The 11,611-nt window shown below is 64.7% G+C and carries 10 protein-coding genes; 4 read left to right on the top strand and 6 right to left on the bottom strand.

All coding sequences use genetic code 11. From position 1 onward, the window contains the following. Positions 1–60 precede the first annotated feature (60 nt). The gene (locus tag OCK01_RS05260) at positions 61–1,050 is read right to left on the bottom strand and encodes a sugar ABC transporter substrate-binding protein (protein WP_263822982.1); all 990 of its coding nucleotides are present in this window, start codon (positions 1,048–1,050) and stop codon (positions 61–63) included. Between the two features lie 29 nt (positions 1,051–1,079). Continuing rightward, the gene (locus OCK01_RS05255; RefSeq protein ID WP_263822981.1) at positions 1,080–2,090 is read right to left on the bottom strand and encodes an ABC transporter permease; all 1,011 of its coding nucleotides are present in this window, start codon (positions 2,088–2,090) and stop codon (positions 1,080–1,082) included. A gap of 351 nt (positions 2,091–2,441) precedes the next feature. Here OCK01_RS05255 and OCK01_RS05250 point away from each other — a divergent pair, with 351 nt between their 5' ends. The 4 genes from OCK01_RS05250 (at position 2,442) to OCK01_RS05235 (ending at position 7,034) form a co-directional block, all read left to right on the top strand. Then, entirely contained in the window at positions 2,442–4,034 is a 1,593-nt protein-coding gene (locus OCK01_RS05250; protein ID WP_263822980.1) for an AMP-binding protein, read from the top strand. Positions 4,035–4,054: 20 nt separating this feature from the next. Then, on the top strand, positions 4,055–5,242 hold the full coding sequence (locus OCK01_RS05245) for an acetyl-CoA C-acyltransferase (RefSeq protein ID WP_263822979.1): 1,188 nt from the start codon (positions 4,055–4,057) through the stop codon (positions 5,240–5,242). A 171-nt stretch (positions 5,243–5,413) separates the two neighbouring features. Continuing rightward, complete coding sequence (locus tag OCK01_RS05240) at positions 5,414–6,058, top strand: TetR/AcrR family transcriptional regulator (protein WP_182828675.1); 645 nt, start codon at positions 5,414–5,416, stop codon at positions 6,056–6,058. 79 nt (positions 6,059–6,137) lie between these two features. Beyond that, a complete protein-coding gene (locus OCK01_RS05235) occupies positions 6,138–7,034 on the top strand; it encodes an SDR family NAD(P)-dependent oxidoreductase (RefSeq protein WP_263822978.1) in 897 nt (298 codons plus the stop codon). 91 nt (positions 7,035–7,125) lie between these two features. Here the strand turns inward: OCK01_RS05235 and OCK01_RS05230 are convergent, their stop codons facing one another. The 4 genes from OCK01_RS05230 to OCK01_RS05215 form a co-directional block, all read right to left on the bottom strand. Then, positions 7,126–7,260, bottom strand: a complete 135-nt coding sequence (locus OCK01_RS05230) for a hypothetical protein (RefSeq protein ID WP_263822977.1) — start codon at positions 7,258–7,260, stop codon at positions 7,126–7,128. Positions 7,261–7,329: 69 nt separating this feature from the next. Next, positions 7,330–9,675, bottom strand: coding sequence for a glucose/quinate/shikimate family membrane-bound PQQ-dependent dehydrogenase (locus tag OCK01_RS05225; RefSeq protein ID WP_263823164.1), 2,346 nt, complete (start codon positions 9,673–9,675; stop codon positions 7,330–7,332). A gap of 56 nt (positions 9,676–9,731) precedes the next feature. Further along, positions 9,732–10,241: a sigma-70 family RNA polymerase sigma factor gene (locus tag OCK01_RS05220; RefSeq protein WP_182828678.1), complete on the bottom strand. Its 510-nt coding sequence runs from the start codon at positions 10,239–10,241 to the stop codon at positions 9,732–9,734. Positions 10,242–10,330: 89 nt separating this feature from the next. Next, entirely contained in the window at positions 10,331–11,380 is a 1,050-nt protein-coding gene (locus OCK01_RS05215; protein ID WP_263822976.1) for a DNA topoisomerase IB, read from the bottom strand. Positions 11,381–11,611: the final 231 nt, after the last annotated feature.

Genomic DNA, 11,611 nt, shown 5'->3' with positions numbered 1-11,611 from the left:
GGTGTCGGGCCTGCGAAGGGGCCGGCCTGGCGCAGGCCGGCCCCGCACTCGCAAGGGTGATTACATCTTCCAGCAGAGATCGGCGGAATAGGTGTCGCCGGCCTTGATGATCTTCATCGGGGATTCGAGGGAGAGCATCGCGCCGTCCGGTCCCGACGCGCCTTGCAGCAGAAGGTCGATGAGCGTGCCGGCGTCGCGGCCCTGGCCGTCGGCGTCGTAGCTCCAGACGCGATCGAGCACCTTGTCCTCGACCGCCTTGCAGGCGACGGAATCGCCGCCGCCTGTGGCGTAGACCAGAACCTTGTCCTCGAGGCCGGCGTCCTTGACGGCGTTGCCGGCGCCCATCGTGTGGACGTCCCAATGGCCGAAAATGGCGCAGAGGTCGGGATGTTGCTGCAGCACGGTGGCGGTGATCTGGCGGGCCTTTTCAGGCTCCCAGTCTGAGGCCTGGTTGGACACGACCGCGATTTCCGGATGCCGTTCGAACACCTTGAAGGCGGCGTCGTTCATCATCACGCTGTCGGCGGCTGTGAGCTGGCCAGGAATGATCGCGACCTTGCCGGATTTTCCGCTGTCCTTGCCGCATTCCTTGACGATGTCTTCGGCGATCTCACGGCCGATCCGCTCCCAATTGGCGCCGACGAAGGCGGAGGAGGGCTGGTTCGATTGCAGGTTTATTTGCAATACCTTGATGCCTTCGGCCTCGGCCTGCTTGATCTGACGCGACAGCAGTTGCACCGTCGGATTGTGTACGACGAGCAGATCAGGCTTCTCGCTGATCGCCTTGGCCAGCAGTTCGGACATCACGCCGGTATTGAAGGCCGCATCGCGAACATCGATCGTATAGCCGTAGATCGCCGCATGCTCCCTCATGCGGCGCGCCCAGCCTTCCGTCAGCGAAATGCCCATCGAGATCGGCACGAAGATCACCTTCTTGCCGGCGATGCCGGATTGCGCCATGGCCGTTTCTGGGCCGCTCATCAAGCCGCACGCGCCGATCACGGCCGCCGACAGGGCGATGCAAAGCCGTCTTCCCAATTTATTCAACATGGTCTCCTCCTTGGTTGAATGGATTGCCCTCAGAGATCGCCGATCGTATCCGTTTCGGCGTCTCGCGGGTTCAAATAACGATCCGCGACGATCGCGGTGATGAGGACGACGCCTCTCAGCACGTCCTGGGTCTGCGACGAAAAATCCAGCAGGGTCATGCCGTTGCGCAGCACCGCGATCAGCGCCGCGCCGATCAGGATGCTGCCGACGCCGCCACGGCCGCCGCGAAGCGGAATGCCGCCGAGGACCACGACGAGGATCACCTCGAACAGCAGGCTGCCATTGGTGACGGTGCGGAAATCGACCGTGCCGCTGGCCGACGACACCACGACGCCGGCGATCAGCGCCGTCAGCGCTGCAAAGACATAGATCATCAGCGTGGTGGTGCGCACGGGCAGGCCGGACAGGCGGGCGGCCTGGGGATTGTCCCCCATCGCATAGAGCGTGCGGCCGGGAATGGTGAAGCGCAGCAAGAGCCAGGTCGCAATCAGCACCGCCGCCATCAGCGCCACCGGCGCGGAAAGGCCCGGAACGACGTTGCCCGAGAGAAGGATGACGGCCGGATTGCTCTTGGGCAGCAGCAGAAGATATTCGCCGCGCAGAATGGCGAAGCGGAAGAGGCCTGTGATCAGCATGGCCGACGCCAGCGTCGCGAGCATGGCGGGAATTTCGGCGTAGGCGGTGAGCCATCCGTTCATCAGACCGACGAGCGTCATCGCGAGCACCGTGAGCGCAAAGGCCGACGCGCCGCCGAAGCCGGCATTGATGAGGATGCTGAAGGTGGCCGCCCCGGCCACCATCTGCGCCACCAGAGAGAGGTCCAGTCCACGCGAGATAATCACCACCGCCATGCCGCAGCTCAGGATGACGAGCGAGGCCGAATTCGACAGGATGACGCGCAGATTGCCGAACGTGGCGAAGCCGTCGATCGTCAGCGAGAACAGAAGCGCCAGCAGAAAAGTCGCCGCAAGCACTACGGCGGCGAGCATGTTGACCTTGCCGCGCACGGGCATTCGGAAAGGAAGCGACGCCTCAGCCATGGATGACCTCGCCGACGAACGCGCCGCGACGAGCAACCTTCTTGGCGGCGTCGAAGCCTCGGCCGGTCGCCCGGCGCTTTTCTTCCAGCTCCATGATATCTCCCTCGCGACCTCCCGCCGCGTCCTCTGCCCAGCATCATGCACATTTTTTACTAACCCACAAGAGAGTGAATATTGACTTGCAAAAAAAGTTGCCGCATTGATCGGGTTAAGGGGCCGCCTGTTCGAAGAGGCGGTCGGGAGGAAAGCCATGCGCCTGTTCGCGTCCACGATCCATTCGCGCCGCCTGCCGCAGGGCGGGGCGCTCGTCTTCCTTGCGCGCTATGCGGCGTCCGCCGCCGAGGTGGACCAATGATCCATGGTCGCATGCAGGATTTCCCGCTGACGCTCGACAAGTTCCTGGTCCACGGCGCGACCTGGCACGGGAATGCGGAAGTGGTGACTTCGAGCCAGGAGGGCATGACGGCGCGCGTCAGCTACGGCCTGCTTCTCGCCCGCGCCCGTAGCCTTTCCGCCGTATTGCTGGACCGCGGGGTCCGCCCCGGTGAGCATGTCGCGACACTGGCGTGGAACAGCGCTGCGCATGTCGAAGCCTGGTACAGCATCATGGGCATCGGCGCCGTCTGCCACACGCTCAATCCACGGCTTGCGCCTGCCGACATCGCGGCGATGCTGCGCCAGTCGCAGGCCCGCATCCTGATCGTCAGCGCCGATCTGCTTCCACTTGCCGAAGCCGTCGCGGAAGCGGCGCCCGACGTCACCACGCTTTTCACGATCGACGGCGCGCCCGCAGCCGATCGAGCCGTCGACCGATTGTCGCGGGAGGCGATCGAGCCGCTGCTTTCCGACGCCGCCGGCGAGGCCGTCGAGTGGGGACGGTTCGACGAGACGGCGCCGAGCGGCCTCTGCTTCACCTCGGGCACGACAGGCGCGCCGAAGGGCGTCACCTATACGCATCGGTCGAGCTTTCTGCATGCGCTGAGGTTGCTGCAGGCGGATCAACTGGCGATGACGGCGCGCGACAGCGTGCTCGCCTGCGTGCCGATGTTTCACGCCAACGCCTGGGGCATACCCTTCGCCGCGCCCGCGGTCGGCGCCCGGCTCGTCCTTCCCGGCAAGAGGATCGACGGCGAAAGCCTCGCGCGACTGATCAATGACGAGGCGGTCACCATCGCGGTCGGCGTCCCGACGGTCTGGCTGGGGCTGGTGGAGCATCTGGAAGCGGTCGGGGGCGACGTTCCAAGCCTCGAGCGGATCCTGGTCGGCGGCGCCTCGCTGCCGCCCGCGCTGATGAGGCGCATCGAGGCGCGGCTCGGGGCGACGGTGCAGACGAGCTGGGGCATGACCGAATTGTCCCCCTCCGGCACGGTGGCCGTGCCGGGCGATCCGGAGCGCGACCCGGCTCTTTCCGGCCGGCCGGCGATCGGCGTCGAACTGTTGCTGACGGATGCGAAAGGCGCGCCGCTCGCCGAGCAACGCAACGTCGAAGGGCATCTGCGGGTGCGCGGCGCAGCCGTCATCGAGCGCTATTTCGGCCAGACGACATTGGCGACGGACGCCGATGGTTGGTTCGCCACCGGCGATCTCGCCCGCATCGACGATAAGGGACAGCTGATCATCACCGGCCGCGCCAAAGATCTGATCAAATCCGGCGGCGAGTGGATCAACCCGGCCGAGATCGAGGCGATCATCGGCACGCTGCCGCAGGTTTCGCTGGCAGCCGTGATCGGCGCGCCTGATATGAAATGGGGCGAACGGCCGTTGCTCCTGGTGGAAATGCGCCGGGGCGAGGACGTGCCGGACGCCGAGCTGCTGGATTCGCTTCGCGGTCGCGTCGCTTCCTGGTGGATCCCCGACCGGGTCGTCCGCATCGACGAAATGCCGCGCGCGCCGACGGGCAAGATCGACAAGATGCAATTGAGACAGCAATACGCCAACGCCTGAGGGCCGGCGGGGAGAACGTGATGAGAGAAGCAGTGATCGTCAGCACAGCCCGCACCGGGATCGGCAGGGCGTTTCGCGGATCGTTGAACGCGACGAAATCCCCGAGACTGGCGGGCCACGTGCTGGCGCAAGCCATTGCGCGGGCCGGCGTCGAACCCGGCGAGGTGGAGGATGTCGTCCTGGGCGTCGTCCTGTCGGCCGGCACAGCCGGCATGAACCTCGCCCGCAACGCCGCCCTCGCGGCCGGCTGCCCGGTCTCCGTCGCCGGCCAGAGCCTCGATCGCCAATGCGCCTCCGGCCTGATGGCCATCGCCACGGCCGCCAAGCAGATCATCGTCGACGGCATGGATGTGGTGGCGGCCGGTGGACAGGAAAACATATCCGCGGTGCAGAACCCCTATTTCGCCTGGGTCCAGAAAGAGGCGGACCCGGCCGTAATCGCAGCGGCTCCGCATGCCTATATGCCGATGCTCCAGACCGCCGAATATGTGGCGCGCGCCTATTCGATCGGCCGCGAGGCGCAGGACGCCTATGCGTTGCAGTCCCAGCAGCGTACGGCCGCCGCGCAGGCCGCGGGTCGGTTCGACGCCGAAATCGTCCCTTTCTCCGCCACCATGACGGTTACCGACAAGTCGACGGGCGAGACCCGCGAAGAGGCGGTGACGCTCGCGCGCGACGAAGGCAATCGCCCGGAAACGACGACGGAGGGGCTCGCCGCCCTTCGTCCGGTGATCGAGGGAGGCGTGATCACCGCCGGCAACGCCAGCCAGCTTTCCGACGGGGCCTCGGCCATGGTGCTGATGGACGCGCGCCTGGCGGAAAAACGCGGGCTTTCGCCGCTCGGCATTTATCGCGGCATGGCCGTGGCCGGCTGCGCGCCGGAGGAAATGGGCGTCGGGCCTGTCCACGCCGTGCCGAAGCTGCTGGAGCGGCACGGGCTCCGCGTTGGGGACATCGGTCTCTGGGAACTCAACGAAGCCTTCGCCGTCCAGGCCCTCTATTGCCGCGACAAACTCGGAATCGACCCCGAACTCTACAACGTCAACGGCGGCGGCATCTCCATCGGTCACCCCTATGGCATGACCGGTGCCAGGCTCGTCGGTCACGCGCTGATCGAGGGCAGGCGGCGAGGCGTACGCTATGTCGTGGTCACCATGTGCGTCGGCGGCGGCATGGGAGCGGCGGGACTGTTCGAAGTCTGCAGGTAGAAGGCCGCGCTCGTCGGCGCGGTGGATGCAATTGACGCGCGCGCCGGGCCGAGGCAATAACAAATCGAGACCTTCGGAGACGATCCGGAGAGCGAGCTAAGAGGTCCGAGTGTGCCTGTCGAACGCAAGAAAACCCCGAAAAGATCCGTGAAAGCGGAGCGGCGCGCCGAAATGATCGAACAGATCCTGGACGCCGCCGAGGCTCTTTTTTCGCGGCACGGTCTCTATGGCGTCACCCTGAAGGATGTCGCCCAGAGCATCGGCGTCCATCACACGCTGATCAATTACTACTTCGACGACAAGAAGCAGCTGTTCGACGCCGTATTCTCCCGCCGCGCCTCGGTGACCAGCGAACGGCGCATGAGAATGCTCGATGAATACGACGCCGCAACCAAAGGCAGTCCGACCGTCGAAGGCGCGTTGCGCGCCTTTCTCGATACGGATCTCGATCTATATATCGAAGGCGGCGAGAACTGGAAAAACTATGCCGCGCTCGGCGCGCAGGTGGCCAATACTCCGGAATGGGGCGCCGAGATGATGGACAAGCATTTCGATCCCGTCGTGCTGCGCCTGATCGATATCCTCAAGAAGGCGCTGCCCGACAGCGCCGAGGAGGATATTTTCTGGGGTTATCATTTCGTCACCGGCGCCCTGATGCTGACATTGGCGCGCACGGGGCGCATCGACAAACTGTCCGGCGGCCTCTGCCGTTCGGAGGATCTGTTGGCGGTCAAGGCGCGGATGGCGACCTTCATGGCCGCCGGCTTCAACGCCATCTGCAAGCCTCGCTCCGAGGGTTCCGCCTCGACCAACTGACCGGCGCATCGACGCCGATGCCCTTGCTCAAGTTTATTCATTATCGAGTGAGTTAATAAAACAACCAGGAGACTGTCTCATGAAGCTGAAGGGCCGCACCGCCATTGTCACCGGGGCCGGCGGAGGGCTCGGCCGTTGCCACGCGCTGCAGTTGGCCTCTCTGGGCGCTGCCGTCGTCGTCAACGATCTCGATATCGGCCAGGCGCAAGCCGTCGCCGACGAAATCAGCGCGCAAGGCGGCGATGCGATCGCTTTCGCCGCGTCGGTCACCGACGAGCAGAAGATTGCCGAGATGGTGGAGACCGCCATGGCGCGCTTCGGACGCGTCGACATCCTCGTCAACAATGCCGGGATCCTGCGCGACAAAAGTTTCGCCAAAATGTCGATCTCCGACTTCCGTCTCGTCCTCGAGGTGCATCTGATGGGGTCGGTAATCTGCAGCAAGGCGGTGTGGGACATCATGCGAGAGCAGCGCTTCGGCCGCATCGTCATGACCACTTCGTCCTCGGGGCTCTACGGCAATTTCGGGCAATCGAATTACAGCGCAGCAAAAATGGGGTTGGTCGGGCTGATGCAGACGCTGGCGCTCGAAGGCGATAATTACAATATCCGCGTCAATGCGATCGCTCCGACCGCCGCGACGTCGATGACGGAAGGACTGCTGTCTCCGGACGCCTTGGATGTTCTGAAGCCGGAAAGGGTCAGTGAGGGACTTTTGGCTTTGGTCGGCGACGACGCGCCGACCCGGACGATCCTTTGCGCCGGCGCCGGCCATTTCGCCGCCGCCCATATCACGTTGACGACCGGCCTCGGCATCGAGACCGGCCCACAGACCCCGGATGTGGTCGTGGCCTCGCTGGACAGGATCACCGATCGCAAGGGAGAAATCGTCCCCCGCTACGGTTTCACACAGGCCGAGCGCGAATTGGCGAGCGTCGGCGCCGCCGCGCCGATCCTCGCCAACACAAGGCCCTGACGTCAGGACCATTCGAGGCAAGCCGGTCGGCTCTGCATCTGTCTGTCGAACGGATTGGAGACCGTTCAGTCCTGCCGACGAGAGCGAGCCGCTATTTGGGGTTTGGCCTCTTGTCCTGAGCGTCTTTCGGCGCCTGCTTCTGCTGGCGGGCGAGCTCGCGATCGATGACGGCGGGATCACCCTCGGCGGCGTCTTCGTTCGCGGCGGGTCTCGGGTCTTCGGGCATGTGAGATCTCCATTGAAAAGAGCGGGATGACCCAACATCCCGCTCCTCGATGCGTTCCCAGGCGTCTTACTATTTCGTCGGCAGACTGTAGGCGATGACGTAGTCGCCCGTCTTGGTGCCGACGGAGCCGTGGCCGCCGGCGACGATCAGCACGACCTGCTTGCCCGACGCGTCGGTGTAGGTCATCGGCGTCGCCTGGCCGCCGGCGGGAAGGCGGCCCTTCCAGAGCTCGCGCCCGGTCTTGATGTCATAGGCGCGGATATAGTCGTCGACAGCCGCGCCGAGGAAGGCCACGCCGCCGCCGGTGATGATCGGGCCGCCGATGCCGGGCACGCCGACCTTGAAGGGCAGGGGTAGCGGCGTCATGTCATAGACCGTGCCGTTGACATGCTTGTAGGCGATCTCGCCCGTGCGGAGGTCGGCTGCGGCGACATAGCCCCAGGGCGGCGCCTGGCAGGGAATGCCGAGCGGGCCCAGGAACGGTCCCATATACACGCCATAGGGCGCGCCTTCGTTGCGGTTGAGACCCTGCTCCGAACCCTTCTCGTCGGCGCCCTTGGGCGGCACCTCGGCGCGCGGCACGAGCTTGGAGGTGAAGGCGAGATAGGTCGGCATGCCGAACATCACCTGCCGGACCGGATCGACCGCGACGGACCCCCAGTTGAACACGCCGAAATTGCCGGGATAGACGAGCGTGCCGTTGAGCGACGGCGGCGTGTATTGACCCTCGTAGTTGAGTTTGTGGAACGAGATGCGGCAAGCCATCTGGTCGAACATCGACACGCCCCACATATTCCGCTCTTGCAATGGCGGCGGACGGAAGGTGAGGCCGGTCAGCGGCTGCGTCGGCGCCGCCCGGTCCTCGGGGATGGTCGTTTGTGGGGCGGGAACTTCCTTGATCGGGATCAGCGGTTCGCCCGAACGGCGGTCCAGCAGATAAATGTCGCCCTGCTTGGTGGGACCGACGAGAGCGGGAACCGTCGTCCCATCTGGCCTGGTGATGTCGAGAAGCGCCGGTTGAGCAGGCACGTCCATGTCCCAGAGATCGTGGTGCACGGTCTGGCGCACCCAGCGCACCGCGCCCGTATTGACGTCGAGCGCGACGATCGAGGACGAGAATTTCTCCACCGCCGGGCTGCGGTTCATGCCCAACTGGTCGGGCACCTGGTTGCCGAGCGGAATGTAGACGAGGCCGAGCGCTTCGTCGGTCGAAAACACCGACCAGCTGTTGGGCGAATTGGGCGTATAGGTTTGGCCGGGGGCGATCGGGGCGGTCTGGTCGGGATTGCCGCTGTCCCAGTTCCAGATCAGGGCGCCGGTGCGGACGTCGAAGGCCCTGATGACGCCGGAGGGCGACTTGACCGAATAATTGTCGTTGACCGCGCCGCCGATGATGATCTTCTCGGCGGTGATCACGGGCGGCGATGTGGAGTAGTAATAGCCGCTCGGATTATAGGGCATGCCCTGCTGAAGCTGCAGCTGGCCTTGTTCGGCGAACGTGGTGCACACCTGGCCCGTCTTGGCGTCGAGCGCGATCAGGCGCGCGTCCGACACGGGCAGATAGACCCGCTCCTTGCAGGGAGTGTCGATGGCGGCCTCGGCGTCATTGAAATAGGTCACTCCGCGGCAGGTCTGGTGCTGGCGTGCGGCGTCGAGCTTCACGCCCGGGTCGAAACGCCAGACTTCCTTGCCGGTGGTGGCGTCCAGCGCGATGGCCCAGTTGTGCGGCGTGCAAAGATAGAGCGTGTTGCCGATCTTGAGCGGCGTCACCTGATAGGTGGTTTCGCCGACGTCGTCGGGACCTTTCTCGTCGCCCGTCTCGAAACGCCACTTTTCTTGCAGCGAGCCCACATTCGCCGGGGTGATTTCGGCGAGCGGCGAATAGCGCTGGCCGAGCTGGGTGCGGCCGTAGCGAGGCCATTCGCCGGGCGCGATATTGTCGGGCGTCGACGCCTGAACCTGCGGCGGCGGATCGGGTAGAACGCCCGGCTGATCATGCGGGGTCTGAAACATCGCATAGACGGCGACGACGATGGAGACGAGGAGCGGCGCGCCGAGGGTAAGGGACGAGGCCCTACGGCCCTCCGCCCGATCCAGGGCGGCGCCCAGGCGCTTGCGCACGAAGGGGCTCACGAGCCAGAGGCCGAACACGATGATGAAACCGCCGCGCGGTCCGAGCTGCCACCAATCGAAGCCGACTTCCCACACCGCCCAGGCGAGCGAGCCGAGCGTGAATAGGCCGTAAAGCGCCAAGGCTTCCTTGCGCCGCAAGACGAGCAACGCCGCCACGATCACGAAGACCGCGCCGGCGATGGCGTAATAGGGGCTTCCGCCCAAGGTCAGAAGATTGATGCCGCCCACCAACAGCACAACGCCCGAAGCGGCGCTCACGAGCGCCGTCAAAGCAAGTATCAACATACGTCAGTCCCCTATCTGTAAGACGCAGATCTCCGGCCGCGAGGTCTTCAGCCTCAGGCGGAGAGGTCTCCATCGACTTCCAGTGAAATCTGGTGACGGGCCCGATTGAGGCGACTCTTCACCGTTCCAACGGCGCAATCGCAAACCTGCGCCGCCGTCTCATAGCTCTCGCCCATCACCGCCACGAGCAACAGCACCTCGCGGTAATGTGTCGGAAGGCGGGAAAGCGCGCGCTCGAGTTCACGCCCGCGAACCGTCCACTCCTGGGTGGCGGAAATAGCGCTATCGTCCGAAACACAGGCGTCCGATCCCGGCGCCTCGCGCTTGGCGACGACGATCCGGGTGTAAAACGTGTTTCGCATGATGGTGAACAGCCAGGACTTCAACCGTGTCCCCGGCTCGAATTTTTCGATATTGGCGATCGCCTTGAGAAGGGTTTCCTGGACGAGGTCGTCGGCGTCCGAAGCGTTGCGGCAGAAGGAGCGGGCAAAAGCCCTCAATGCCGGGATGAGGTCGACGATCTCGGCGCGTATCGTTTCCCCCTGTGATTGCGACGCAGTCATATGGGCGTTCCCTCTCGAATAAACACGCATGACGGGTTAACGCCGCCGCCGTCGGTCCGGTTCCGGAAGGGCGCCGATAAAGGTCGGGGTCATGCCGCCCGGGATGCGGTCGCCGGCGCCTCGTTCGGAAGAAAGGCCGCCAGCAGCGCTTCCTTGCGCGTCAGGCCACGCGGCGTGTCGGGCGGATCGGCCAGAAGCGACGCCAATGCGTCGCGTCCCGCCACGCCGTCGGGGAGAGCCAGATCGAGCACTTTGGGATGAATATAGCTTTTTCTGCAGATGGCGGGCGTATTGTGCAGTTCCTCGGCCGCCGCCGCGCAGAGCAACTTGACCGTCGGCGCCTCTTCGTTCGCGATGGCCGCCATCGCGACGCTGAAGGCGGCGACGCTGCCGCCCCAGGTGCGGAAGGTCTTGGCGGACACGGTCAAGCCGGTGGCGTCGCAGAGATAGGCGTTGAGTTTGCCGGAGTCGATCGCGTGATCGCTCCCCGCCGCATCGCGCCAGGCGAACAGACGCCGGCCAGGCAGGTCGGCGATGGCTTCGAGGCTTTTCTGCAGCCGCGGATGTTTGAGGGTGCGCTGAACGCGTTTGCCGCCTTTGGCGCGGAACTTCAGTTCGATGCGATCCTCGAGGATCCGCACATGCCGCTTGAGCAGCGTGGTTGCGCCAAAGGTGTTGTTCTCGCGTGCATAGGCGAGATTGCCGACGCGGATATGGGCGAGGTCGAGCAGCATCGCGACGGCGGCGAGGATGCCGGTCTCATTCTCCGCGCCGGTCGCCAGATCGCGGGCGACCCTGCGGCGAAAACGCGGCAGCGACGCGCCGAAAGCGGCCAACTGGTCGAACTTATGGCCCGAGCGCTGGCTCTGCCACTCCGGATGATAGCGATACTGCTTGCGTCCTCGGGCGTCGAAACCCGTTGCCTGAAGATGACCATGCTCCGACAGGCAAATCCAGACGTCGCGATAGGCCGGAGGTATGCCGAGCTTGCGGATGCGGGCCAGCGTTTCGGGATCTTTCACGATGCTTCCGCAAGGCAGGCGGAAGCAGAAACCCTTGCCGCGTCGCTGCCGCAGAATACCGGGTTCGACGTCGCTGACATAAATGAGATTCGAGACGGTAAGCGGCAACTCGACCATGATCAACCTCCTGAGAGCGCTGATCAACGCGCGTCTCCTCTGGAGTGTTCCCGACGCCCATCGGCGCCGAAAAGATGATTTATTTGGAACCATCTCGGCCCCGGGCGGTTCTGAAAGCGAGGTCGCGGGCCGTGCCAAACGGACGCGACGGCGCTGAAGAACATGAGGGTTTTTCCGTTTTCACCTCATGGCCAACGAAATGGCAGACGAGCTTCTTACCCGTCCGGTCCC

This window comes from Rhizobium sp. TRM95796, from assembly GCF_025779995.1.
Classification (GTDB): domain Bacteria; phylum Pseudomonadota; class Alphaproteobacteria; order Rhizobiales; family Rhizobiaceae; genus Rhizobium_E.
Note: the sequence above shows the minus strand (reverse complement) of the source record. Positions and strands in the feature narration are given on the sequence as shown.

What these genes read in the sequence shown, in the direction of transcription:
- OCK01_RS05260 (WP_263822982.1), bottom strand. Translation starts at nt 1,050, where the DNA reads ATGTTGAATAAATTGGGAAGACGGCTTTGCATCGCCCTGTCGGCGGCC.
- OCK01_RS05255 (WP_263822981.1), bottom strand. Translation starts at nt 2,090, where the DNA reads ATGGCTGAGGCGTCGCTTCCTTTCCGAATGCCCGTGCGCGGCAAGGTC.
- OCK01_RS05250 (WP_263822980.1), top strand. Translation starts at nt 2,442, where the DNA reads ATGATCCATGGTCGCATGCAGGATTTCCCGCTGACGCTCGACAAGTTC.
- OCK01_RS05245 (WP_263822979.1), top strand. Translation starts at nt 4,055, where the DNA reads ATGAGAGAAGCAGTGATCGTCAGCACAGCCCGCACCGGGATCGGCAGG.
- OCK01_RS05240 (WP_182828675.1), top strand. Translation starts at nt 5,414, where the DNA reads ATGATCGAACAGATCCTGGACGCCGCCGAGGCTCTTTTTTCGCGGCAC.
- OCK01_RS05235 (WP_263822978.1), top strand. Translation starts at nt 6,138, where the DNA reads ATGAAGCTGAAGGGCCGCACCGCCATTGTCACCGGGGCCGGCGGAGGG.
- OCK01_RS05230 (WP_263822977.1), bottom strand. Translation starts at nt 7,260, where the DNA reads ATGCCCGAAGACCCGAGACCCGCCGCGAACGAAGACGCCGCCGAGGGT.
- OCK01_RS05220 (WP_182828678.1), bottom strand. Translation starts at nt 10,241, where the DNA reads ATGACTGCGTCGCAATCACAGGGGGAAACGATACGCGCCGAGATCGTC.
- OCK01_RS05215 (WP_263822976.1), bottom strand. Translation starts at nt 11,380, where the DNA reads ATGGTCGAGTTGCCGCTTACCGTCTCGAATCTCATTTATGTCAGCGAC.